Source organism: Pigmentiphaga aceris, assembly GCF_008119665.1.
In the GTDB taxonomy this organism is placed as follows: domain Bacteria; phylum Pseudomonadota; class Gammaproteobacteria; order Burkholderiales; family Burkholderiaceae_B; genus Pigmentiphaga; species Pigmentiphaga aceris.
In genome coordinates this window covers 4,983,205-5,006,320 of the sequence record NZ_CP043046.1, presented here as the reverse complement: position 1 = coordinate 5,006,320, position 23,116 = coordinate 4,983,205, and the positions used below count along the sequence as shown (strand labels likewise).

22 protein-coding genes and 1 tRNA gene are annotated in these 23,116 nt (G+C 63.2%); 2 read left to right on the top strand and 21 right to left on the bottom strand.

Annotation, left to right across the window (positions count from 1 at the left end):
* Positions 1–128: 128 nt before the first annotated feature.
* The 21 genes from FXN63_RS21605 to FXN63_RS21500 all read right to left on the bottom strand — a co-directional run bounded on the left by FXN63_RS21605 (position 129) and on the right by FXN63_RS21500 (position 19,221).
* Positions 129–632, bottom strand: coding sequence for a copper chaperone PCu(A)C (locus tag FXN63_RS21605; protein WP_148817437.1), 504 nt, complete (start codon positions 630–632; stop codon positions 129–131).
* 77 nt (positions 633–709) lie between these two features.
* Positions 710–1,357 (bottom strand): SCO family protein, encoded by a 648-nt coding sequence (locus tag FXN63_RS21600; protein ID WP_425468745.1) that lies wholly within the window; start codon positions 1,355–1,357, stop codon positions 710–712.
* A gap of 316 nt (positions 1,358–1,673) precedes the next feature.
* Entirely contained in the window at positions 1,674–2,231 is a 558-nt protein-coding gene (locus FXN63_RS21595; protein WP_148817436.1) for a hypothetical protein, read from the bottom strand.
* Positions 2,232–2,605: 374 nt separating this feature from the next.
* Positions 2,606–2,681 (bottom strand) — tRNA-Lys (locus tag FXN63_RS21590).
* A 60-nt stretch (positions 2,682–2,741) separates the two neighbouring features.
* Positions 2,742–3,512 carry a tol-pal system protein YbgF gene (gene ybgF, locus FXN63_RS21585; RefSeq protein ID WP_148817434.1) on the bottom strand — a complete coding sequence of 257 codons (771 nt, stop codon included), beginning with the start codon at positions 3,510–3,512 and terminating at the stop codon, positions 2,742–2,744.
* An 11-nt stretch (positions 3,513–3,523) separates the two neighbouring features.
* Positions 3,524–4,066: a peptidoglycan-associated lipoprotein Pal gene (gene pal, locus FXN63_RS21580; RefSeq protein ID WP_148817432.1), complete on the bottom strand. Its 543-nt coding sequence runs from the start codon at positions 4,064–4,066 to the stop codon at positions 3,524–3,526.
* Between the two features lie 158 nt (positions 4,067–4,224).
* Complete coding sequence (gene tolB, locus FXN63_RS21575; protein ID WP_148817430.1) at positions 4,225–5,571, bottom strand: Tol-Pal system beta propeller repeat protein TolB; 1,347 nt, start codon at positions 5,569–5,571, stop codon at positions 4,225–4,227.
* Positions 5,571–6,671: a cell envelope integrity protein TolA gene (gene tolA, locus FXN63_RS21570; RefSeq protein ID WP_148817428.1), complete on the bottom strand. Its 1,101-nt coding sequence runs from the start codon at positions 6,669–6,671 to the stop codon at positions 5,571–5,573. Before tolA ends, tolB begins: the two co-directional genes overlap by 1 nt.
* A gap of 3 nt (positions 6,672–6,674) precedes the next feature.
* A complete protein-coding gene (locus FXN63_RS21565; protein ID WP_148817426.1) occupies positions 6,675–7,121 on the bottom strand; it encodes an ExbD/TolR family protein in 447 nt (148 codons plus the stop codon).
* A complete protein-coding gene (gene tolQ / locus FXN63_RS21560; protein ID WP_148817424.1) occupies positions 7,121–7,795 on the bottom strand; it encodes a protein TolQ in 675 nt (224 codons plus the stop codon). The genes FXN63_RS21565 and tolQ overlap by 1 nt, the downstream gene beginning before the upstream one ends.
* 14 nt (positions 7,796–7,809) lie before the next feature.
* Positions 7,810–8,256, bottom strand: a complete 447-nt coding sequence (ybgC, locus tag FXN63_RS21555; protein WP_148817422.1) for a tol-pal system-associated acyl-CoA thioesterase — start codon at positions 8,254–8,256, stop codon at positions 7,810–7,812.
* A 582-nt stretch (positions 8,257–8,838) separates the two neighbouring features.
* Positions 8,839–9,918 (bottom strand): Holliday junction branch migration DNA helicase RuvB, encoded by a 1,080-nt coding sequence (ruvB, locus tag FXN63_RS21550; protein ID WP_148817420.1) that lies wholly within the window; start codon positions 9,916–9,918, stop codon positions 8,839–8,841.
* Positions 9,919–10,006: 88 nt separating this feature from the next.
* Positions 10,007–10,579, bottom strand: coding sequence for a Holliday junction branch migration protein RuvA (ruvA, locus tag FXN63_RS21545; protein WP_148817418.1), 573 nt, complete (start codon positions 10,577–10,579; stop codon positions 10,007–10,009).
* Positions 10,580–10,763: 184 nt separating this feature from the next.
* Positions 10,764–11,327: a crossover junction endodeoxyribonuclease RuvC gene (ruvC, locus tag FXN63_RS21540; protein WP_148817416.1), complete on the bottom strand. Its 564-nt coding sequence runs from the start codon at positions 11,325–11,327 to the stop codon at positions 10,764–10,766.
* An 8-nt stretch (positions 11,328–11,335) separates the two neighbouring features.
* On the bottom strand, positions 11,336–12,925 hold the full coding sequence (purH, locus tag FXN63_RS21535) for a bifunctional phosphoribosylaminoimidazolecarboxamide formyltransferase/IMP cyclohydrolase (RefSeq protein WP_148817414.1): 1,590 nt from the start codon (positions 12,923–12,925) through the stop codon (positions 11,336–11,338).
* A gap of 85 nt (positions 12,926–13,010) precedes the next feature.
* Positions 13,011–13,247 (bottom strand): helix-turn-helix domain-containing protein, encoded by a 237-nt coding sequence (locus FXN63_RS21530; protein ID WP_148817412.1) that lies wholly within the window; start codon positions 13,245–13,247, stop codon positions 13,011–13,013.
* A gap of 22 nt (positions 13,248–13,269) precedes the next feature.
* Positions 13,270–14,265, bottom strand: coding sequence for a tRNA dihydrouridine synthase DusB (gene dusB / locus FXN63_RS21525; protein ID WP_148817410.1), 996 nt, complete (start codon positions 14,263–14,265; stop codon positions 13,270–13,272).
* 330 nt (positions 14,266–14,595) lie between these two features.
* Positions 14,596–15,921, bottom strand: coding sequence for an FAD-dependent monooxygenase (locus FXN63_RS21520; protein WP_148817408.1), 1,326 nt, complete (start codon positions 15,919–15,921; stop codon positions 14,596–14,598).
* A 2-nt stretch (positions 15,922–15,923) separates the two neighbouring features.
* Entirely contained in the window at positions 15,924–17,267 is a 1,344-nt protein-coding gene (locus FXN63_RS21515; RefSeq protein ID WP_148817406.1) for an aminopeptidase P N-terminal domain-containing protein, read from the bottom strand.
* Positions 17,264–18,136 carry a nucleotidyltransferase family protein gene (locus FXN63_RS27145; RefSeq protein ID WP_246164928.1) on the bottom strand — a complete coding sequence of 291 codons (873 nt, stop codon included), beginning with the start codon at positions 18,134–18,136 and terminating at the stop codon, positions 17,264–17,266. Before FXN63_RS27145 ends, FXN63_RS21515 begins: the two co-directional genes overlap by 4 nt.
* The gene (locus FXN63_RS21500; protein WP_148817404.1) at positions 18,136–19,221 is read right to left on the bottom strand and encodes an aminoglycoside phosphotransferase family protein; all 1,086 of its coding nucleotides are present in this window, start codon (positions 19,219–19,221) and stop codon (positions 18,136–18,138) included. Before FXN63_RS21500 ends, FXN63_RS27145 begins: the two co-directional genes overlap by 1 nt.
* 99 nt (positions 19,222–19,320) lie before the next feature.
* On the opposite strand from FXN63_RS21500, the gene FXN63_RS21495 reads away from it, so the two are divergent.
* A complete protein-coding gene (locus tag FXN63_RS21495; protein ID WP_148817402.1) occupies positions 19,321–21,591 on the top strand; it encodes an LPS-assembly protein LptD in 2,271 nt (756 codons plus the stop codon).
* Positions 21,591–23,111, top strand: a complete 1,521-nt coding sequence (locus tag FXN63_RS21490; protein ID WP_148817400.1) for a peptidylprolyl isomerase — start codon at positions 21,591–21,593, stop codon at positions 23,109–23,111. Before FXN63_RS21495 ends, FXN63_RS21490 begins: the two co-directional genes overlap by 1 nt.
* The last annotated feature ends 5 nt before the right edge of the window (positions 23,112–23,116 follow it).

The following is a 23,116-nucleotide window of genomic DNA, read 5'->3' as shown; positions in this document are numbered from 1 at the left end:
TTGTTTGATGAGCCAGTACGGCGAACGTTGGCGCGGTCAGTGGGCTGTCGTTTGATCAGGGCACCGCGTGTTGCGTTCGTGCCCTGATAGGCTTGGCGCACCTGTTACCGAACTAGTCTTGCCGCGTTTTATTTGTGCGCGCCGTGCCCTGCATGTGCGCCGTGTCCGGCCGGCATCGCCGCCGTCAGCGGTCGCACGGGTGCCTGCACATCCACCGAGCTGCGCTTGCCTTGGGCGTCTTCAAATACCAGGGTCATGGGTACCGTGTCGCCATCCTTCAATTGCGAATGCAGCTTGAAGAACATGATGTGATACCCGCCCGGTGCCAGTTCAACCGTCTTGCCGGCAGGCAGGTCGAGTGCAGGAATCTGCTTCATGCGCATGACGTTGTCGGTCATGCTCATCTCGTGCACTTCAACCGAGTCGGCAATTTTTGCACTGGCGGACACCAGCTTGGCCGGTGCCGACGAGGTCAGGCGCATGAATGCGCCCGAGGCAGACTGCCCGGGCACGGTGGCACGCACCCAGGGGTCTTCCACGCGCACATCGGCGCGAGCGGCGGACACCACCAGGGACAGGGCAGCCAGGCAAAGCAGTTTCAGTGCGTGGCTGGTCAAGGTTGTTTTTGTCATCGCAGGTCTCTTCGAATCTTGGTCAGGATGCTGTGCGGGCGGGTTGGCCGGCGACAGCGTGGTCATGCACAGGTGGCTTACACCAGCTGGCGGATATCCGACAGGCATTCGGCTGCCGTCTGTTCATGTCGCAAGGCAAGCCGCAGTTGGCCACGTGTGTCGAATACGTAGGTCAGGGCAGTGTGTTCCATGGTGTAGGAACTGCCGGTGGGCACCTTTTGGAAGAACACCTTGAAGGCCTTGGCGGTGTCCACGGTCTGCTTGGCGTCGCCGTACAAGCCCAGGAAGCCCGGATCGAAGGCAGTGGTGTAGGCGCGCAGCACATCGGGCGTGTCGCGTTCCGGGTCCACCGTGATGAACAGCACCTGCAGCTTGCTGCCATCGGCCCCCAGACCTGCCTTGACCTGCGCCGCGCGGGCCAGGGTCGTCGGGCAGACGTCCGGGCATTGCGTGAAGCCGAAGAACAGCATGACGAGCTTGTCTTTGAAATCGGCAATGCTGCGGGTCTTGCCGTCCGGATCTTTCAGGCTGAAATCGGCCGACCATTTGGCATCGGTAAGATCAATGCCGTGGACGTTCTTCAACTGCCCGTCGCGACCGCAGGCGGCCAAGGGCAGTGCGGCAGCGGCTGCCAGCGACAGCAGCACCCGGCGTCGCGCAGGGTTGGCGCTCGAATCAGCATTCAGGCTGGCGATCGAACCGGGGGCAATATCCGGCGTCATCATCTTTTTCATCGTCGTCTCGTAGAACTGGCTGGCAGATGTGCTGGCACCCGACGCGAGGAACACGTTGGGCGTAGCCATCCGAATGACTGTCAGGTGCCGGGCCGGGCTGCGTGGGCAGCGGTGGCGTGTCGGCATAAGGGTGCAGCATCGCTTTCGATTGCGTGTACCTGAAGGTGAAGGATCGCAGCGCTGGCATATGCCGGACCATGTACATATCAACGCGATAAGTACCGGATCTGCACTTGCTGGCTTTTATCTGCTGGAACTTCAACGGCCGGCATCAGCTACCAGACGTGAGCAACATGTGGCGAGGCTGTCAGGCGATGGCAGGGGGCGCGCGGGACCCGAGGGGAGGGCCAAGAACAGGCAGGGCCAGGACGGCGCCCTGGACAAGCGAAACGTGGGGGATGTGAACGGCTGCAGTCTGAACAAAGCCGATTTCCGCCGAGCCTATTACCCCCTGAGCCGCCATCAAGGCGAAGGGGCAGTCGGTGGCGTCGGCATGCGAATCGGACGGATGGCCGAGGGCCTTGTCTGTCAGCGGATACGGGCTGGTGCTGTCTGCGCCGGGCAGGGCTGCAGACCATCCACTGGGCAAGCTTGCATCGGCTGCATCAGGCGCAAGCAGGATGCTGATGGCTCTGGCCCCTGGCGCATTGGGCGAGCACAGCGTCAGTTCAATATGGCCGACCTGCATTGCCTGCGCGTCGGGCATGAAGCCCACGGGCACCAAGGCACGCAACACGAATCCCAGCATGGCCACGACCAGGGCAACGTGCCAGGACACGGCCCGTCGCACGGCAGGGCGATTGCCCGGGCGCGAGGTGGAAGCGATATTGCCGAGTGGAAGCGGCACGGAATGCGGCGTGACCATGAACGGCATTCTAGACCAGCCTTGCTTTGCACAAGAACTGGGTGGCAAAGCTTCACGCTAAATGGCGGAGAGCATGCTGAGCAACTCGCGTATGAAAACTTGCGATGGCGTGTCAGCAATGGACGGGAGGGCTAGCGAGGGGCAGAGCGAAAATGTAGACAGAGCGGAGCGCCATGCACACAGCCCGCATCAAACAGGTTCACGTTGAAGCCCGCGCCCATAAACCATGCACCAAAACAAAAAGCCCTCGTAGTGACGAGGGCTTGATGTTTGTCTTGCGTACTGCGCTTTTGTACTGCGCTTTTTGGTACTGCCTTGCTGTTCTACATTTCTTTATCAAAACTTGGCTTGCGCCTGGCTCTGAGTAAATCAACTGGTGGGTCGTGCGCGACTCGAACGCGCGACCATCGGATTAAAAGTCCGGTGCTCTACCGACTGAGCTAACGACCCCCGAGAACAGCAAAAGATTATGCCGGGTTTATATGGCACCCGTCAAGTCAAAAGCAGGTCTTAACGCAACAATTCGAGTCGTTCGCGTGCAGTTTGTGCTGCCGGAGCCTGACCGTACTCATTGACGATGCGTTCGAGCGTGGCACGCGCGGACTTTTTGTCATTGAGTTCGACCTGGCTTGCGGCCATGACCAGCAAGGCATCGGGCGCACGCACGTTTTGCGGCCACTGGCGAACCAGGGCTTGCTGCTGTGCGATTGCTGCCTTGTAGTCCTTCAGCGCGTACTGGCTGCTACCGATGTAGAACTGCGCTACCGGTGCAAAAGCACTTTGCGGATACTGACGCAGGAACCCTGACAGGGCCGGCACCGCATCGGCGTAAGCGCCGTTGCGGAACAGGTCGATGGCGGCGTCGTAGACGCGCTTTTCATTGGGGTCCACGAAGGCCTGTTGGCCGTCGATGGTAGCGGCTTGCGGCTCCAGTTTCTTCAGACGTGTATCGATGTCCAGATACAAATCCTTCTGACGCCGTTGTGTATCGGCCACTTCCTTGGTTGCCAATTCAAGCTGACCACGCAACCGGGCCACTTCCTGACGCAAGGCTTCGATCTGGCCAGCCAGTTCGAGTTGCGCGCGTTGTGAACGCGAAGTGGCCTCAGTAATCTGCTGCGTCTGTTGGTCTGCACGCTCGCGCGCTTCCCGCCTCAGATCGATGACGGCCTGACGGGCTTCATCGTCAGAGAACAGTGCGTGCGCAGGTCCGCTGAACAGGCTTGCGCCCGTCAAGGTCAGGACAGCTGCAAGGCGCAATGAACGGGAAGCACGAAGCATGGCAGGTTTCCTTAACGGTAGACGATGTCGGCGCGACGGTTTTCGGCGAACGAAGCTTCATCCGAGCCGGCAGCCTTGGGCTTTTCCTTACCGAAGCTCACAGCTTCGATCTGGTCGTCACGAACGCCCAGCAGGACCAGTGCGCGACGCACGGCTTCCGAACGACGCTGACCCAGGGCCAGGTTGTATTCGCTGCCGCCACGATCATCGGTGTGGCCTTCGACCGAGATACGACGGCTCGGGTTCTGGACCAGGAAACGTGCGTGGTTTTCAACCAGGGCCTTGTACTGGTTCGACACAACATAGCTGTCGAAGTCGAAGTACACCGAGCGTTGTGCCAGCACGCCGCGCGGGTCGTTCAGCGGGTCCAGGCCGTTACGGCTTGCGTCAACCGGTGCAACGGCACGGCCGTTTGCGCCAGAGGCGTTTGCGCCCGAACGGTTTTCAACCGGAGCGGTGGTGTTGGCGTCGTCAAGCTTGACGTTGCTGCCGCAAGCGGCGAGGACGGCGGCGAGGCCGGCGATGGTGAGCGTGCGGAGGATACGTTGGAACATTCTCGGGCTCCTGAGTGAGCTTAAGAGGCGGTGGATGGGAAATTACAGGTGGTCAAAACTTTCAAGGTCCAGCATGAATCGAGCCACAGCAAAATCTTGCCGCATGTCGATTCATGGTTCGCGTGATTGGGTATGTTTCTGTAACCGGTGTCGGACGGTCAGTTCGGCAGGAAAGGACCCCAAGTCGGCTCGCGGACTTCACCGCTCATCACGGACAAGGTCTGCTTGACGCGTCCATCAGTGGACACGGCCGCCAAGACTGCACGACCACCCGACGAGGTGGCATACAGCACGGACTTTCCATTTGGCGCGAATGTCGGCGACTGCTCGCGACCGCCATTGGTCAACAGAAGTTCGTTGCCAGTAGCAAGGTCGAGCACGGCAATCTGATAGCCTCCATCGCGACGAGTCACATAAGCCAGCGTATTTCCATCGGGAGAAATACGCGGCGTAATATTGTAGTTCCCTTTGAAGCTTACGCGCTGTGCCTGCGCACTAGAAATATCGAGTCGATAAATCTGCGGACTGCCGCCTCGGTCGCTTGTAAACAACAGAGATTTGCCGTCCGGGGTGAAAACCGGCTCGGTATCGATGCCAGTCGACTGGGTCAGGCGACGCAGATTCGAACCGTCGGCGTTCATCAGATAGATCTGCGACAGACCATCACGCGTCAGCACCACAGCCAGCGTGCTGCCGTCCGGCGACCAGGCCGGCGCGCTGTTGTTGCCCTTGAAGTTGGCAACCGGCACGCGTTGGCCGTTGGACAGCGTGTGCACGTAGACCACCGGCTTGCGCGATTCGAAGCTTACGTAAGCAAGCTTGCCGCCGTCCGGCGACCACGAGGGCGAGATGATCGGCTCGCGCGAGCGCAGGGCGGTCTGGGCGTTCTGGCCGTCTGCATCGGCAATCTGCAGCTCGAACAGGTCACCGCGTTTCAGCACGTAGGCAATACGGGTGGCAAATACGCCACGTACACCCGTCAGCTTTTCGTAGATACGGTCAGCGATCTGGTGCGCGGTATGGCGGGTTTCGCTGGGCGCGGAAGTAATTGCCACGCCGTCGAGTTGCGATTGCTGGACGGTGTCGGCCAGGCGGTAACGCACGTCGATGCGGCCATCGGCCAGGCGATTGGCGCTGCCGACTGCCAGGGCATCAGCGCCGCGCGTCTTCCAAGCGGCGAAACCGATTGCCGAGGATTCCGACAATTGCGAACCCGAGGCGTCGATGATCTTGAACAAGCCGCTGCCGTTCAGATCCGTACGGATGATGTTGGCAATTTCCGCGCCTTGCGGATCTGCCGAGGCAAAGTCAGCAACGGCGATGGGGTACTGGGAGGCACCTGCGCCTGAAATTTCCACACGCAATTGCGCGTGGGCTGCGCCCGCGCCAAGCGCGGTAGCGGCGATTGCTGCGACAGCGAAAGCACGCAGATGGCCCGCCAGGCCGCGCGCTTGGCTCGAACCGGCGGACCGGGTGGGAGTGTTGGCGGTGAGTGTCGTAGTCATCAGTCGAACATCCGATATTGAACTTCGATGTTGGTTGCGAAAGATCCCGTTTTCGGACGCGGGAAAGGATCGCAACGACGGATACCGTTTTCGACCGCACGGTCGAATCCGGCATTGCCTGAGGAGCGTACCAGCCTCGGCGGGCCGGCCTGCTCGCCGGTAGGCATGAGCTGCACGTTGTAAGTCACGGTCGGATTGGCCCCGCCGGAACCGCCATCGGCTGCGGAATAGATCACGTTGGGTTTGACGCAGGCACGGACCAGGTCGCCGTAGCCACCATCGCCGCCACCTCCACCTGCCTGGTTGCGGGCAGCAGTGCCACCAGCGCGTCCACCTTCCAGACCGGCTGCCTTGGCACCGTCGCTGCGGAAGGCCTCCCGCAATTTCTGGTCCCGTTCGGCGGCAGCTTTGTCAGCAGCGGCTTTCTCGGCAGCTGCCTTCTGTGCAGCAGCCTTGTCAGCTGCGGCTTTCTTCTCGGCAGCCAGCTTTTCAGCTGCCGCTTTTTCAGCTGCGAGCTTTTCAGCGGCAGCCTTGTCGGCAGCCGCTTTCTGCGCAGCCAGCTTATCGGCGGCAGCTTTTTCAGCAGCCGTTTTTTCGGCTGCCGCTTTCTCGGCAGCGGCCTTGTCGGCGGCGGCCTTGTCCGCCAGGCGCTTGTCGGCCTCGCGTTTTTCGGCGGCTGCTTTTTCCTGTTCGGCGCGTTGTTGCTGCTTTTCGCGTTCGGCGGCAGCAGCGGCTTCACGTCGCTCGGTTTCCTTGCGCTGCTTTTCCTGCTCGATGGCGATATCGGGCTTGGCCACTTCCGGGGTCGGTGTGGGCGGCGGCGGAGGGGGCGCAGGACGCGGCGGCGGCGGAGGGGGCGCAGGTTCTGGCGGAGGAACGGGTTGGGGAACGGGGCGCGGGCGCGGCTGGTCGGGTTCCGGCAGCGCAGTCCACAGTTCGGCTTGTACCGGGCCCGGGTTGCGCGTCGTCCACGACACGCCAAAGAACAGCGCAACGGCCAGCAGCACGTGCATGCCAATGGCAAGCACGAGCGCCAGGCCGTTTACGCCTTTCGTCGGCGGCGTGTATGGGCGTCGCGGTGTGCGATCGACTGGAGCCATTGCTTACTGGCTCTGTTGCCGGACCAAGAGGCCCACGCGGGTGACGCCCTGGCGTTGCAGGTCATCCATGACTTTCAGCACGGCTTCGTATTGCAGCTTGCGATCGGCGGCAATGACGACGGGCTGGTCGGGTTTGGCAGCCTGACGCTCGCGGGCGACGCGGGCGAGGTCGTTGCGCGGAATCGGACGCGGCTGGCTTTCGCCTTTTTCCAGGTCGCGCAGCGACACGGTGCCGTCGGCACCCAGCACCACTTCCAGCGGCTTGACCGGCACCACGGACGCGCGGCCCACGGACGGCAGGTCTATGACCAGCGGGGACACCATGGGTGCGGTCACCATGAAGATGACCAGCAACACCAGCATCACGTCGATATACGGCACGACGTTGATTTCGTTCATGGCGCGGCGGCCGCCACGGCCGCCACGATTGCCGGAGCGGGCTGACGGCATTAGCGCACCTGCCTTTGGAGAATGTTCAGGAACTCGTCGATGAAGCTGTCGAAGCGAATCGACAGACGGTCGATGTCATGCGAGTAGCGGTTGTAGGCGATCACGGCCGGAATGGCGGCGAACAGGCCGATGGCGGTCGCGACCAGTGCCTCGGCAATGCCGGGAGCCACGCTGGCGAGCGTGGCTTGCTGCACGTTGGCCAGACCACGGAAGGCCTGCATGATGCCCCAGACGGTGCCGAACAGACCGACGTAGGGGCTGACCGAGCCGGTCGATGCCAGGAAGTTCAGGTTGGCTTCGAGCGCATCCATTTCACGCTGGTAGGCCGCGCGCATGGCACGACGCGCGCCGTCGAGCAGGTTGCCTTCGGCAACCCGGTTCTGGCGACCCTTGCTGAATTCAGCCATGCCGGCTTCGAAGATGCGGGCAAGTGCGCCGTTTTCGGCACGGCGGCTGGCGGCGGCCTGATACAGCATGTTCAGGTCGCCGCCGGACCAGAAATCGGTTTCGAAGCGCGTGGTGTCCTTCTTGGCGCGTGAGATGGCAATGTGCTTGCTGAAGATGTAGGTCCACGAGGTCAGTGATACGACCAGCAGCAACACCATCACGATCTGTACTGGGATGCTGGCTTGCGACACCAGCGACAGGATCGACATGTCCTGAGAAACGTTCATGCAAAGTCCTTGGTTCAGATTCCGGAAGGGGCGATTACCAGCGGCGCCAGGGCAGTTCGAACATCGGCGGGCATGGCGGTCGGGCGCAGTCCGGTGCGATCGACGCATCCGACCTGGACTCGGCCGCTGGCCATTAGTTCACCGTCGCGCTCGCAGGTCTGGATGAAATCGATGGAAGCCTTGCCCAGGCGTTCGATGCGGGCATGGACTACCAACATGTCGTCCAGGCGTGCAGGACGGCGATAACTGACTTCCAGGCCGCGTACGACGAAGATCGCGCCGGTACGTTCGGCCAGCAGCGATTGATCGACGCCGAGCGCGCGCAACCACTCGGTTCGTGCGCGCTCGAAAAATTTCAGATAGTTGGCGTAGTACACCACCCCGCCTGCATCGGTGTCTTCATAGTAGACGCGAACGGGGAAGGTAAAGCCGGAAGGAGTGGGGGCCGAAACTGCTTGCATTGCCTGTCATGAGAAAGCGGATGATCGGGAGGTCGAGGTGACTGCCCGTCGAGCTTGGCCGCGAGGTGGTGAGTGTAACCAAGGCAGGGTGGCTGTGCGCATCTGGAGGCGAACTCCGACGGGTGGGCAGATGAAACCGCCTGTAAACACCAAAGTCGCGCAACAGCGCCGTTTTCGAGGGGTTTGGACGGCTTGGAATGCATCTTCGCCGGCTGATCGGTCACCCGGCTCGGAACTTTGATGCGCCAGCCTCGTCTGACCTGAAGGAAGCGTCGATTGTGAGCTTGCGCGGCTTCGGGTGCGTGGGTGGCGTCGTGTGAGTTCGCGTTGGCGCTTCCGCTTTATTCTCGACACGTTGTCCATTTGCTTATCGCCACACTGTCATTGGTGTGTCATGGATGGCGTGATAACTTGAGTCCTGCACTGTGCGTTGCACAGTTGAGCCCGTGAACTGGGGGATGCCCAGCACGGGCTCAATGCATTGTGGGCCGTAAAACACCGTTCACACGAAGCGTGTCTGAGTTGCTTGGATGACCAAGCCAGGCGTTTTCAGGACGCGGGAACCACCCCGCGCCCCGGCGCTCAGAACAGTTCTGCCCCACCCGCAGCCGACGGCGGCGTCAGCCCCAGATGGCGATAAGCGCCCAGCGTGGCAATGCGCCCGCGCGGCGTGCGTTGCAGATATCCGTGCTGGATCAGGAAAGGTTCGATCACATCTTCGATCGTGTCGCGTTCCTCGCCAATGGCGGCCGCCAGGCTGTCGACCCCCACCGGACCTCCATCGAACTTGTGCACGATTGCTTCCAATAGTTTGCGATCCATCACGTCCAGACCCTGCGGATCGACGTCCAGCATGGTCAGTGCGGCGGCAGCCACTTGCTTGTCCACGACCCCATTGGCCTTGACCTCGGCGTAGTCGCGCACCCGGCGCAGCAGCCGGTTGGCGATACGCGGCGTGCCGCGTGAGCGATGGGCGATTTCCGTGGCACCGTCTTCGGTAATCGGCGTGTTCAACAGGCCCGCGCTGCGGGTGACGATGCGCGCGAGTTCGTCCGGGGTGTAGAACTCCAGACGCGCGACGATGCCGAAGCGATCCCGCAGGGGATTGGTCAGCATGCCGGCGCGCGTGGTGGCACCCACCAGCGTGAACGGCTGAAGATCGAGCTTCACACTGCGCGCGGCCGGGCCGTCACCGATCAGAATGTCGATCTGGAAATCTTCCAGCGCCGGGTACAGAATTTCTTCGACCACAGGCGACAGACGGTGGATTTCGTCGATGAACAGGACGTCGTTGCGTTCCAGGTTGGTCAGCAAGGCAGCCAAGTCACCCGGGCGTTCCAGCACCGGACCGGAGGTCTGACGCAATTGCACACCCATTTCCCGCGCCACGATGTGCGCCAGTGTGGTCTTGCCCAGACCCGGCGGGCCGAAGAGCAACACGTGGTCGAGCGATTCTTCACGCTGACGGGCGGCGGTGATGAAGATTTCAAGCTGTTCGCGGATGCGTTTCTGGCCGACGTATTCGTCCAGGGCCTTGGGGCGCAGCGCGCGTTCGATCGCCTCTTCGTTGGGCGAGCTGGGGCGGGGCGAGATGACCCGAGTATCTATCGGGTCACGCGAAGACGGATCGCGGGAAGAAAGCTGGTCGGACTGGATCGCCATCGAAAAAAATGCTCCGTCGGACGGGGTGGGGCGTGGCGTGTCGCCATGCCCCGATTGCACCATAAAAAGCCGTGCTGACTTGAGCGCGTTAGCGCGCCAAGGACTTCAGTGCCTGGCGGATGCCGTCTGACACGCTGACGCCAGCCGGCAGGGTTTTCAGTGCGGCCAGGGCTTCCTTGTCGGAATAGCCCAGCGCCAGCAAGGCGTTCAGGATGTCGGTCTGGCCGTCGACCACCGGCGCGGCATGCGCACCGATATCGGCACCGAGCTTGCCCTTCAGTTCCAGCAGCAACCGTTCGGCGGTTTTCTTGCCGATGCCCGGAATGCGGGTCAGGCGGCCGGCTTCCTGCAAGGTGATGGCCTGGGCCAGTTCTGCCACCGTCATGCCCGACAAGACTGCCAACGCGATTCGCGCGCCGACGCCGCTGATCTTGATCAGCTGGCGGAAGGCTTCACGCTCGGCAGCGGTCAGGAAGCCGTACAGCACATGCGCGTCTTCGCGGATCGCCAGGTGGGTCAGCAGCGTGACTTTTGCGCCAGTGTCGGGCAGGGCGTAGAAGGTGCTCATCGGCACATCGACGTCGTAGCCGACGCCGCCCACATCGACCAGGACGGCCGGCGGGAATTTTTCGATGAGCGTGCCGGAAATACGTCCGATCATGGTGGCCTGCGTGAAAGCTGAATGAGGAGGTTCACAGACCGTGGCCTGAGAGCCTGAGCCTGGAGAGAACCAGAGCTTAAGTGAATACGGCCACGTATGTGGCCGCATGGGTCAACGTTTGCGCAACGAGATGCAGCCGGTGGAGAAGCAGCCGGTGGAGAAGCAGCCGATCAAGACAGCCAGATCAAGGCAACCCGATCAAGCGCCCGCGTCGCATGCTGGTGCCGCGCAGACCGAAGCCTGTCGCAGTCTGGCTGCCCGCCTGTTGCAGGCGCGTGGCCAATACGCTGGAGTGCGCATGACAGATGGCGCAGGCCAGCGCATCGGCGGCATCGGGTGCCGGTGCGCCATTGAGCGCCAGCAGGTGCTGCACCATCATCTGCACCTGCTCTTTTGCCGCACGACCGGTGCCGACCACTGACTTCTTGATCTGCAGCGCGGTGTATTCCTGCACGCTCAGGTCCAGATCGGCCAAGGCGCACAAGGCGGCACCGCGTGCCTGACCCAGCAGCAGGGTCGACGCCGGGTTGGCGTTGACGAAGACTTTTTCTATCGCCGATGCATCGGGGCTGTGCTGGCGAATGATCTCGCGGATGCTGTCCAGAATGACTTTCAAGCGGCCCGACAGTTCACCCCCGGCAGGCACCACCACGGTACCGCTTGCGACATAACGCAGGCGGGTACCGTCGTAATCGATGACACCGAACCCGGTACGTCGCAGGCCGGGGTCGATGCCAAGAATGCGCATGCGTTGGCTTAGTGGCGGAAGTGGCGGGTGCCGGTCAGCACCATCGCAATGCCGCGCTCGTCTGCGGCAGCGATCACTTCTGCGTCGCGCATGCTGCCACCCGGCTGGATGACGCAGGTTGCCCCCGCATCGGCCACGACATCCAGGCCGTCGCGGAAGGGGAAGAATGCATCGGACGCAACAGCCGTACCGGCCAGCGACAGATTGGCGTTTTCAGCCTTGATGGACGCGATGCGCGCCGAGTCGATGCGGCTCATCTGGCCTGCGCCCACGCCGTAGGTCATGCCGCCCTTCACGAAGACGATGGCATTGGACTTCACGAACATGGCGACCTTCCAGGCGAAGCGCAGGTCATCCAGTTGCGCGACCGTCGGGGCCACCTTGGTGACGATGCGGAACTCGTCGCTTTGCACGTTGAAGACGTCAGGTTGCTGAACCAGCCAGCCACCGCCCACGCGCTTGATGTCGAAGCCGTTCTGGCCTTCGCCCAGCGGCACTTCCAGCAGGCGAACGTTTTGCTTGGCAGCGAAGATGGCACACGCGCCATCGTCGAAGGCCGGGGCCAGCAGCACTTCCACGAACTGCTTGCTGACGGCTTCGGCGGTTGCTGCATCAACCGGCTGATTGAAGGCAATGATGCCGCCGAACGCCGAGGTCGGGTCGGTCTGGAAGGCCTTGGTGTAGGCCTCGAGCGGGTTGGCCGCAACGGCCACGCCGCAAGGATTGGCGTGCTTGACGATCACGCAAGCCGGCAACTGGAAGGTGCGCACGCATTCCCAGGCTGCATCGGCGTCGGCGATGTTGTTGTACGACAGTTCCTTGCCTTGCAGCTGGCGATAGCCAGACAGCAGACCCTGCTGTGCACCCTGCTCGGCGTAGAACGCGGCCGACTGGTGGGGGTTCTCACCGTAGCGCAGCGCCTGGTTGCGCTTGACCTGCACGGTCAGGATTTCCGGGTAGGTGTCACGCTTGGGCACGGCTTCCTGCGCCGGCACTTCGGCCAGGCTGGTCAGGTAGTTCGCAATCGCGCCATCGTAGGCAGCGGTGTGTGCGAAGACCTTCTTTGCCAGGTCAAGGCGCAGTGCGAACGAGGTCTGGCCTTGCTGGCCGTCGATCTCACCCAGCACGCGTTCGTAGTCGATCGGGTCGATTACGACCGTGACGCCGCCTGCTTCGGTGCCGTGGTTCTTGGCCGCTGCACGCAACATGGCCGGGCCGCCGATGTCGATGTTTTCCACTGCGTCTTCGAACTTGCAGTCGGGCTTGGCAACGGTTTCGCGGAAGGGGTAGAGGTTCACCACCAGCAGGTCGATGCGACCGATGCCGTGGTTGGCAATGGCGTCCAGGTGGGCCTGGGCGTCACGACGTGCCAACAGACCACCGTGGATTTTCGGGTGCAGCGTCTTGACGCGTCCGTCCATCATTTCCGGGAAGCCGGTGTAGTCGGAGACTTCCTGCACCGGCAGGCCGGCTTCTGCCAGAAGCTTGGCGGTGCCGCCGGTCGACAGCAGCGCGATGCCACGCGCGTTCAGCGCGCGTGCGAAGTCGACGATGCCAGTCTTGTCGGAAACGGAGAGGAGAGCGCGTTCGATTTTCATGAGAAATTAGGCGTTGGTGCAGGCCAAAAACAGGCCAGATGGGCCGGAGAGCGGGCAGGCGTGCGGCACTGGGCCGGCGATGGGGTCACACTTTCAGCTGGTACTGGTCGAGCTTCTTGCGCAAGGTGTTGCGATTGATGCCGAGCATGTCCGCAGCACGCGACTGATTGCCTTCTGCGTGCGAAAGCACGACTTCAAGCATTGGCCGCTCTACAGCGGACAACACCATATCCCAGATGCCGCTGACGGTTTCCCCGTCGACATCCTTGAAGTAGCGGTCGAGGTTGCGGCGCACACACTCTTCGAGCGTGGGTTCTTTCATTCTTCAATCCTTGGACGTGGGCTCAGGCGGCCAATGCGCGGGGCTCGTCGGACTGGTCGAACCAGTCGGCGACAGCCTGCCATTGCTCACGCGTGTTTTCGATCTGATTCATGCCGGCGCAGAATGCCGGTCCGCCAGGCAGGTCGGCCAAGTACCAGCCGATATGCTTGCGGGCCGTGCGGACACCGGTGTATTCGCCATAAAAGCGGTAGTGGTCTTCCAGATGCTCGAGCAGAAGCTCGCGCATTTCTTTGTGATCGGGTGGTGCCAGTTTCTCGCCGGTGCGCAGGAAATGGTCGACTTCGCGGAAGATCCACGGGCGGCCCTGTGCTGCGCGGCCGATCATGACGGCATCGGCACCGGTGTACTGAAGCACGTCGCGTGCCTGCTCGGGTGTGCAGATATCGCCATTGGCGATGACCGGAATCTTCAGTTCGGCCTTCACTGCGCGAATGGTGTCGTACTCTGCCTGGCCGGTGTACAGGTCCTGGCGGGTACGACCGTGCAAGGCCAGAGCTGCAATACCCAGCGATTCGGCACGGGTTGCCACGCGCATGGCATTGCGGCTGTCACGGCACCAGCCGGTGCGGGTCTTCAAGGTGACCGGGACGCCCAGCGGTGCGCACGCGTTGACCACGGCGTCGATGATGCGGGCAACCAGGTCTTCGTCGCGCAGCAGTGCCGAACCGGCCAGCACGTTGCACACCTTCTTGACCGGGCAGCCCATGTTGATGTCGATGATGCGGGCACCGCGTTCCACGTTGAAACGCGCGGCCTCGGCCATCATGGCCGGGTCGCCGCCCGCGATCTGCACCGCAATCGGTTCGATCTCGCCTGCATGGTCGATGCGGCGTGAGGTCTTCACGCTATCCCACAGCTTGGGATTGCTGGCTGCCATTTCGGACACCGCATGACCCGCCCCCAGCCGTTTGCACAGCTGTCGATACGGACGGTCCGTCACCCCGGCCATGGGAGCGACAAACACGTTGTTCGGCAGGGAATGGGGACCGATGCGCATGAAACGAAAAGGAATAGAAACCCGGCGTCCGACGGCGCTGCGGCGGTCGTTCGCAAGGGTCTGGGAAGAAAAAGCGAAGGCGGATTGTAGCGCCGTCCTGCTGGACCGTCGAAATGGAGTTGACCGGCGGCCCTGAAATACCCGCTCAAACCGGTCTGGGAGCAGGCTTTTTGTGGGTTTTTTGCAGGGGTCAATCTCGGGGGGATTGGCTGATTGCTCCCTGACTGGCCTTTTGATCGGCACCTGCTTGCGCGTAGAACGGTGATATGAGTGGGGTCTTTTATGGGCCGCTGCCCGTCGATCAGCCCCCAAATCCTGCCAACGCTCCTGCTAGGCGCGCCTTCCCTGCATCAGCTGACGTGCCAGCGGTGCGCGCAGCGCCTGGATGGTGTCCAGGCCCAGCAAGGCCAATCCACAGGCGTGCTCAAGCGGGGCGAACCCGGTGGCGAAGACACGTGGCAGCAAGTCCGTCAGCCCGGTCGTCAGCCAACGGTCGGCGGTTCGAGCGCGCGCAAACGCCGCCAGTTGCGGGCCGGGGGCGTCACCTGGGGCGCGCAACCAGGGGGTCAGCGCTTGGGCAAGTCTGGCCGCATCACGCAGGCCCAGGTTCAGTCCCTGGCCTGCCACGGGGTGCAAGGTCTGCGCGGCGTTGCCGATGGCCACGCTGCGGCCATCGACCACCTCGCGGCGCAGGCTGACGCCCAGCGGGAAACGGCCACGCGGGCCGATGGGGCTCAGACGGCCAAGGCGGTCGCCGAAGGTGTCGGACAAGGCATTGGCGAATTGTTCATCGTCGGCGGCCATGAGCGTATCGGCGCGTTCGGGTGTGCAGCACCAGACCAGGGACAGGCGTGCCGGATCAGCCTGGCCTTCGCTGGGGTAGGGCAGCAGCGCAAGCGGACCTTCGCGCGTGAAGCGTTCCCAGGCCACGTGCGGGCGCGGGCGTTGCGCACGCACGGTGGCGATCACGGCATGCTGGTCGTAGCCACGGCGCAGATGTTGCACGGCACGGCGAGCGGCCTGCGTGTCGTCGAAGGTGCCGCCTTCTGCCTGCACCGCCACGGCACTTGTCCAGCGCAGATTGCCCTGGGCCAGGTCCACCCCGGTGTCGAACTGCCGCCGGATGTGTGCTGCATCAGACGCAGGACTGCGCTGAATCGTCACGCCGCTGGCATCGACCGCCGCATCGAGCGCCCGGCGCAGGCTTTCGTAGCCCACCACGGTGCCGAGCGCCGGTACGTCGAATTCTTCCCGGGTGATCCGTGTGCGGCCCAGCCGGCCGCGTTGCGACACGTGAATGTCGTGGATCTCGGAACCGCCCTGCGGCCACACGCCCAGGTCTTCGAGCAAGACACGACTGCCGTGGTTGAGCGCCAGTACCCGCAGGTCGGAAGTAGGCTTGTCGGATTGGGAGCCTGGTTGGGAGCCGAGTGACGAGCCAGATGATGAGCCGGAGGGCGTGGCTGTGACTGATGCCGTGCCGCCGACAGCGCCGGCAGCATGACCGGCAGCACCCGCACCAGCACTTCCCCCAACAGGCTTCGGATCCGCACGGCACACTACGATTCGACTCGGATCGGGCGCGTGGCGTGCCAGCAGCAGGGCCAGCGTGCTGCCGACGGGGCCTGCGCCCAGGACGGTAATGTCGGTGTCCATGATCAGCGGCGCATCAGGGCTTCGATTGCATCGGCGTCGATGGGCACGTCGCGGGTGATGAGTTCGCAGCCGGTGTCGGTCACGATGGCGTCGTCTTCCGTACGGATGCCGATGTTCCAGAAGTGTTCCGGCACGTCGTCTCCCGGGCGCACATAGATGCCCGGTTCGATGGTCAACACCATGCCGGCTTCCAGCGTGCGCCAGGGGCGAACGCCATCTGCGCCGGGCGTGGGGTCGCGGTAGTCACCAACGTCGTGCACGTCCATGCCCAGCCAGTGGCCGGTGCGGTGCATATAGAAACGCGCATACGCGTTCGATTCGATCACGCCATCGAGCGAGCCCGACAGCAGTTTCTCGTCGATCATGCCTTGCGCCAGGATGCGGACTGCGGCGTCGTGGCCTTCGTTCCAGCGTGCGCCTGCACGGGTGACAGCGGCGGCCGCGTTGTTGGCGGCTACCGTCAAGTCGTACAGCGCGCGCTGCGGGCCGGTGAAGCGGCCGTTGGCCGGGAAGGTGCGGGTGATGTCGCCTGCGTAGCCGTCGATTTCACATCCGGCATCGATCAACACCAGGTCGCCATCGCGGATTTCAGCGTCGCCCGCGCGGTAGTGCAGCACGCAGGCGTTGGCACCGGTGGCAACGATCGAACCGTAGGCCGGGAACTGCGAACCCTGCGAGCGGAATTCGTGCAGCAATTCGGCTTCCACCTGGTACTCGCGCTGACCAGGCCGGGTGGTGCGCATGGCGCGCAGGTGCGCGTCGGCAGATACCTTGGCCGCGCGACGCATGATTGCGAGTTCGCTCGCGTCTTTGATCACCCGCATTTCCGCCAGCAATGCACGCAGGTCGTACAAGCGCTGCGGGGCGGTGTCGCCGCCACGGCTGTTGCGCCGTGCTGCGCCCAGCCAATCACGCAATTTGCCGTCCACTGCCAGGTCGCTGGCAAGCGGCGCGTACAGTGCGGGTTGGTTGGCCAAGAGCTTGGGCAGGCGTTCGTCCAGTTGTTCGATTGGCCAGGCTTCGTCGAATTGGAAACGCTCGGCGGCAGCGGCGGGGCCGAAGCGGTAGCCGTCCCAGATTTCACGTTCCAGGTTCTTGTCACGGCAAAACAGGATGCTGCGATTTTCTGCCCCGGCGATCAGCACCACCCAGGCTTCGGGCTCGGCAAAGCCGCTTAAATAATAGAAGTCGCTGTCATGGCGGTACGGAAAGTCGGCGTCGCGGTTGCGCATGACTTCCGGCGCGGTCGGCAACACGGCCACACCGCCGCCTTGCGCGCGCATGGTGTCCAACAGCCGCTGGCGGCGATTCACGAAGGGGGAAATGTCGTCGGCGGGAATGCTCATGCGGAAGTCCGTTCAAAGCGTGGATCGGAGGGGCGACGCAGCTGTGCGTCCAGCTCGGCCAGCCGGGCAGGCGTGCCAACGTCGACCCAGGCACCGTCGTGGTGGCTGCCGAGCACGGCACCGTGCAGCATGGCGGCGCGTAGCAAGGGGGCAAGGGCAGCGGGCTGTCCGGCGGGCAGGTCGCGAAACAGGGCGGGGTGATAGACGGCGGTGCCGGAGAAGGTTAGGACCGGAGACGGCGGTTCAATCGCACGGCTTGAGGTGTCGGTGGTGGTAGTAGTGGTGGTGGTGTGGGTCCTGGTGCTGTCGCGCCCGGGGCCGATGCCCATGCCGTCATTGGCGCTTTCGCCTGCCCTGACCCCGTTCGTCGGCTGCTTGCCATCGGACACGACGCCGTCTGCCGACAAACGGAAATCCCCGGCCGGGTTGTGGACCGGGTTATCGACCAGCAGCAACCAGGCCTTGGCACTCGCATCAGCAATGCGCGTCGCGGCCGCTTGCGCCTGACTCGGTGCCCAGTCCGACCACACATCACCATTGACGACCAGAAACGGGGCGTCATCCGACGCGTCACCATCCGTCAGCAGGGGCAAGGCCTGGGCAATGCCGCCTGCCGTTTCCAGCGCCACGGTTTCGGGCGAATAACGGATACGCAGACCCCAGCGCGTGCCATCGCCCAGCGCGTCTTCGATCATCTGGCCCAGCCAGGCGTGATTGATGACCACGTCATGGAAGCCGGCGGCGGCCAGTCGTTCCAGGTGCCAGACGATCAAGGGTTTGCCGCCCACTGCCAACAAAGGCTTCGGGCTGTGGTCGGTCAGGGGGCGCATGCGTTCGCCGCGCCCCGCCGCCAGGATCATGGCGCGCATCAGAACGAATAACCTTCCTGGACGTCTTCCAGACTGTCCAGAATGCGCAGCAGCGGCTTGAACACGCCGTAACGGCCTGCCACCTGACGCACATAGGCGTTCACACGGGGCATGTGGGTCAGGTAGACCGCCTTGCCGTCGCGGTGATTCAGGCGGGCGAACACGCCCAGAATGCGCAGGTTGCGCTGCAAGCCCATCCATTCGTAGTCGCGATGGAAATCTGCGAAGTCTGCCGGCACGGGCAGGCCGGCGCGGCGCGCCATCTCCCAATAACGGATGGCCCAGTCGATCTGCTGGGGCTCGTACCAGGTAAAACGGGCGTCCGTCACCAGCGAGGCCAGGTCGTAGGTGATCGGGCCGGCCACGGCATCCTGGAAGTCCAGTACACCGGGGGCGGTGCTGCCGACGGGCGGCACCATCAGGTTCGGCGAATGGAAGTCGCGATGCACCAGCACCACGGGCTGGGCCAGGTTGTTCTCGATCAGCAGGCCGAAGATCTTGTCCAGGTCGGCGCGCTGTTTGGCATCCAGCGGTTTGCCGTGGTGGCGATCCAGGTACCAGTCCGGGAACAGCGTCAATTCGGCCGCCAGGCTGGCGTGGTCGTAGTGCGCCAGGCCCGTGATGGCGCTTTGCTGCATGCGCACCAGCGCGTCGAGCGCGCCGACGTACATCTGCTGAATTTCGCTGTCGGGGGGCGATTCGTGCAGGCGCGAGTAGAAATTCTGCGCGCCGAGGTCAGACAGCAGCAAAAAACCCTGCGCCAGATCCTGTTCCAGAATCTCGGGCACCGACAGGCCGGCATCGCGCAGCAGACCCGCCACGTGGATGAACGGCTTGCAGTCTTCCTTGCCGGGGGGCGCATCCATGATTACCCGGGTGCCGGCGGCCGCGTCGATGCGGAAATAGCGCCGGAAGCTGGCATCGCTGGATGCCGGACGCAAGGTTTCGGGCTTCAGACCGTGCGTCGGGGGCAGGCTGGCAAGCCATTTTCCCAGGGCATCGAGGCGAAGATCGGGGGTACCGGCGCTGGTGCCGGAATGAGGCGCAGCGGGCTGCGCAGATGCGGAAGTGTTGGGAGCTGACATGGCACCTATAATACCGAGCGCTGGCGTTTTTTTCGCGCCGGCGCTTCGCCCATTTTCTTCCACCGCGGCCTGTCCGCGACTGTTCGGTAGATTCCCCCCGTGCAATCGATACGCTGGCTCAGCCTGCTCGCCGCGATGTGTCTGGTTCCTGCCGCCAACGCGCAGACCAAGCCGTCGGCCGCCGCCGACGGCGAATTGTTGGTCCCTGGTCTGAAACTGGCCCCCGGCCTGGTGACCGCACCGCCCGCGTCTGCTGATCAGCAGCGCACATTCCTGGAAGCCGATCAGATCGACGGTGACACCGACTCCAGCACTCGCCTGCGCGGCAATGGTGAATGGCGTCGTGGTGGCACCGTGCTCAAAGGCGATCTGATCGATTACCGCCAAGTGGAAGACGAGATCGAGGCCACTGGCCGCGTGCGTCTGCTGCGTGACGGCAATCTGGTCACCGGCCCGAGCCTGAAGCTCAATCTGTCCACCGGCGAAGGCGTCTTCGACCAGCCCAAGTTCTATCTGGGCACCAATGGCGCAAGCGGTACCGCACGCAAGATGCAGTTCCGCAGCAACCGCCGTGTCCGGCTGGAAGACACCATCTATACCGGTTGCGATTGCGCGGTACCGGCCTGGGAACTGCGCGCCAAGCGAGTCGACCTCGACTACGAAAAAGGCGAGGGCATTGGTTACAACGGCGTGATCTATTTCAAGGACGTGCCGATCCTGGCGTCGCCGATCATGTCGTTCCCGATCAATGACGAGCGCAAATCCGGCTTCCTGGTGCCGAGCTTCGGCATCAACAGCAAGAACGGTATCGAAGCGACGGTGCCGTACTACTTCAACATTGCGCCCAACCGTGACGCCACGTTGACGACGCACACCATGAGCAAGCGTGGTGTGCAGCTGGCGGGCGACTTCCGCTATCTGGAGCCTTCGTACAACGGCGAACTGCATGGCGAATACCTGCCCGGTGACAGCCGTTACGGGTCGGACCGCTACTTCTTCGCCAGCCGGCACACGCAGAATCTGGGTAACGGTTTCGGCTTGAACTGGAACTACGCCAAGGCTTCCGACGACCAGTACTTCCGCGATTTCACGACCACCTCGCTGGGGCAGGCATCTGCCGTCACGCTTGAGCAGTCGGCGATGCTGACCTGGGGCAGCGAATACTGGTCGGGTTATGCCCGCACTCTGAGCTATCAGACCCTTCAGGACCCGAAGGCACCGATTTCGCCGCCCTACGATCGCCGCCAGTTGCATCTGGAAGGTGCCCGTTACGACTGGGGTGGCCTGGACCTGCGGATGGAAAGCGACGTTTCGCGCTTCACGCATTCCACCACTGCCGATGGCAGCCGTGCCTACGCCTATCCGACCATCTCGTATCCAATGGTTCGCCCGGGCGGCTTCATCATCCCGAAGGTCGGCGTTCACCTGACGCAATACCAGGTCGATTCGTTCAATGGCAATCAGTCGTTCAGCCAGTCCCGCGTCGTGCCGATCATGTCGGTGGACAGCGGCCTGGTGTTCGAGCGTGACACCACGGTGTTCAAAGCACCGGTCACGCAAACGCTGGAACCGCGCTTGTACTACCTGCGCGTGCCGTATCGCAATCAGGACCGCCTGCCGCTGTTCGACACCGATTTGGCCGACTTCAACTTTGCCCAGGTGTTTTCCGAAAACCTGTTCTCGGGCTGGGACCGGATCGCTGACGCCAATCAGCTGACCGCCGCCCTGACCAGCCGCTGGCTGGACCCCAAGACCGGTGTGGAGCGTGCTCGGGTCATGGGCGCGCAGCGCGTGTACTTCTCTGACCAGCGCGTGTCCTTCCCGGGTCAGGAAGCACGTACCGACGGGCGTTCCGACTTCCTGTTCTCGGTCTACGGTGCACTGACCCAGAGCCTGAGTGCCGAAGCGACGGTGCAATACAATACGCAGATCGACCGATTGGCCCGCACGACGGTCACAACACGCTGGCAGCCTGCACGCCTGAGCACCGTTGCCGTCTCGGTACGACAGCAACGTCAGGCCGCCAGCCGTCTGGCCCAGGAACAGGTCGATGTGGCCTTCCAGTGGCCCTTGTCGCGTCAATGGTTCGGTGTGGGTCGCGTGGATTATTCCTTCGAAGACAACCGCATCATCGAGATGCTGGCCGGTCTGGAATACAAGAGCGATTGCTGCTGGGCCCTGCGTGTCGTAGGCCAGCGCTATGCCGTGGCGAAGGACGAAGCGACCACTGCGCTCTTCGTGCAATTGGAACTTACCGGCCTGTCGCGAATCGGATCGAGTCCGTTCCAGGCTTTGCGACGTGGTATTCCCGGTTATCAGACCATCAATCCGTCGGCGCCTGCTGGCTCAGTGTTTGAAAGGTACGAGTAATGCGATCGACTAGTTTGACCCGATTGACCCGTCCCGCCGTGTCGGCGCTGCTGGTGACCCTGATGTCGTCCGCTGCCATCCCCGCGATGGCACAAGGACTGCGCATGCCCGGCCAGGATGGTGGTGGTGCTGGCGGGCCGTCGCGCCCGTCCCTGGGTTCCGGTTCGCCGGTGATGGTGCAGCCGCCTACCCAGCAGCCTCAGGCACCCCAGCCATTCACCCGCCTGCCGGCGGCACCTGCTGCTGCGTCGAGCAGCTCGTCACGCGGTCCGCAGCTTGCCGACGAGATTGTGGCCATCGTCAATCGTGACGCAATCACCCGACGTGAACTGGACAAGCGCCTTCAAGCCGCCCGCATCACGCTGAGCCGCCAGAACATTGCCCTGCCGCCGGAAAACGTGCTGCAGCGCCAAGTGCTGGAGCGCATGATTGTCGAGCGCACGCAGTTGCAGGAAGCCGCCGACATGGGTATCCGTATCGATGACGCGCAGCTTGATCGTGCCGTGGGCCGTATTGCCGAACAGAATCGCGTAACCGTCAACCAGATGCGCGATCAGCTGGAACGCGACGGCGTGCCGTTCGCGGATTACCGTGAAGACCTGCGTCGCGAGATCGTGATGGTGCGCGCGCGTGAGCGTGCGGTCGACAGCCAGGTGCAAGTCAGCGAAGCCGAAGTCGATGCCGCCTTGCAGGATCAGGCCGGGCAGGCGGGTGGCGGCGTATCGCAACTGGCGCTTGCGCAGATTCTGGTGCGTGTGCCGGAAGGCTCGTCGCCTGACCGTATTGCCGCCCTGCGTGCAAAGGCCGAGGGCCTGCGCAACCAAGCTGCCGGTCCGACTGACTTTGCCCGTTTGGCTGCCGCATCGTCTGACGGTGAAGAAGCCCTGCGTGGTGGCGACCTGGGCACGCGCCCGTCGGACCGCTGGCCGCAACTGTTCACCGATGCCGTGGCCCGTTTGAACGCCGGCCAGGTCAGTGAGGTGATCCAGAGCGGCAACGGCTTCCACATTCTGAAGCTGGTGGACCGCAAGGGCAGCTCGGGTGTGCCCGACGTGGCTCCGATGCCGGTTCAACAGACCCGTGCTCGTCACATTCTGATCCGTACTACTGAGGTGCTGAACAACGACCAAGTACGTCAGCGCCTGTCCGATATTCGTCAGCGTCTGGTCAACGGTGTGAGCTTTGCCGACATGGCACGTCAGTACTCCAATGACGGCAGCGCTCCGCAAGGCGGCGAGCTGGGCTGGTTGTCGCCGGGCGAAACCGTGCCGGAATTCGAACGTGTCATGGATGGCCTGCAGCTTGGCCAGATCAGCGAACCCGTGCAGTCGCCCTTCGGCTGGCACTTGATCCAGGTCGAAGAGCGTCGCACCCAGGACGTCTCGGCCGAGCGCCAACGTGTGACCACTCGCCAGGCCCTGCGTGATCGCAAGATCGACCAGACCTACGAGGATTGGGCACGCCAACTGCGCGACCGTGCCTACGTCGAGATCCGTCTGGATCCGCCGGCTGGCGGTTGAACGAC

Excerpts from the sequence above, each read along its gene's own strand:
- FXN63_RS21605 (WP_148817437.1), bottom strand. The coding sequence starts at position 632 with ATGACAAAAACAACCTTGACCAGCCACGCACTGAAACTGCTTTGCCTG.
- FXN63_RS21600 (WP_425468745.1), bottom strand. The coding sequence starts at position 1,357 with ATGATGACGCCGGATATTGCCCCCGGTTCGATCGCCAGCCTGAATGCT.
- FXN63_RS21595 (WP_148817436.1), bottom strand. The coding sequence starts at position 2,231 with ATGGTCACGCCGCATTCCGTGCCGCTTCCACTCGGCAATATCGCTTCC.
- ybgF (WP_148817434.1), bottom strand. The coding sequence starts at position 3,512 with ATGCTTCGTGCTTCCCGTTCATTGCGCCTTGCAGCTGTCCTGACCTTG.
- pal (WP_148817432.1), bottom strand. The coding sequence starts at position 4,066 with ATGTTCCAACGTATCCTCCGCACGCTCACCATCGCCGGCCTCGCCGCC.
- tolB (WP_148817430.1), bottom strand. The coding sequence starts at position 5,571 with ATGACTACGACACTCACCGCCAACACTCCCACCCGGTCCGCCGGTTCG.
- tolA (WP_148817428.1), bottom strand. The coding sequence starts at position 6,671 with ATGGCTCCAGTCGATCGCACACCGCGACGCCCATACACGCCGCCGACG.
- FXN63_RS21565 (WP_148817426.1), bottom strand. The coding sequence starts at position 7,121 with ATGCCGTCAGCCCGCTCCGGCAATCGTGGCGGCCGTGGCGGCCGCCGC.
- tolQ (WP_148817424.1), bottom strand. The coding sequence starts at position 7,795 with ATGAACGTTTCTCAGGACATGTCGATCCTGTCGCTGGTGTCGCAAGCC.
- ybgC (WP_148817422.1), bottom strand. The coding sequence starts at position 8,256 with ATGCAAGCAGTTTCGGCCCCCACTCCTTCCGGCTTTACCTTCCCCGTT.
- ruvB (WP_148817420.1), bottom strand. The coding sequence starts at position 9,918 with ATGGCGATCCAGTCCGACCAGCTTTCTTCCCGCGATCCGTCTTCGCGT.
- ruvA (WP_148817418.1), bottom strand. The coding sequence starts at position 10,579 with ATGATCGGACGTATTTCCGGCACGCTCATCGAAAAATTCCCGCCGGCC.
- ruvC (WP_148817416.1), bottom strand. The coding sequence starts at position 11,327 with ATGCGCATTCTTGGCATCGACCCCGGCCTGCGACGTACCGGGTTCGGT.
- purH (WP_148817414.1), bottom strand. The coding sequence starts at position 12,925 with ATGAAAATCGAACGCGCTCTCCTCTCCGTTTCCGACAAGACTGGCATC.
- FXN63_RS21530 (WP_148817412.1), bottom strand. The coding sequence starts at position 13,247 with ATGAAAGAACCCACGCTCGAAGAGTGTGTGCGCCGCAACCTCGACCGC.
- dusB (WP_148817410.1), bottom strand. The coding sequence starts at position 14,265 with ATGCGCATCGGTCCCCATTCCCTGCCGAACAACGTGTTTGTCGCTCCC.
- FXN63_RS21520 (WP_148817408.1), bottom strand. The coding sequence starts at position 15,921 with ATGGACACCGACATTACCGTCCTGGGCGCAGGCCCCGTCGGCAGCACG.
- FXN63_RS21515 (WP_148817406.1), bottom strand. The coding sequence starts at position 17,267 with ATGAGCATTCCCGCCGACGACATTTCCCCCTTCGTGAATCGCCGCCAG.
- FXN63_RS27145 (WP_246164928.1), bottom strand. The coding sequence starts at position 18,136 with ATGCGCGCCATGATCCTGGCGGCGGGGCGCGGCGAACGCATGCGCCCC.
- FXN63_RS21500 (WP_148817404.1), bottom strand. The coding sequence starts at position 19,221 with ATGTCAGCTCCCAACACTTCCGCATCTGCGCAGCCCGCTGCGCCTCAT.
- FXN63_RS21490 (WP_148817400.1), top strand. The coding sequence starts at position 21,591 with ATGCGATCGACTAGTTTGACCCGATTGACCCGTCCCGCCGTGTCGGCG.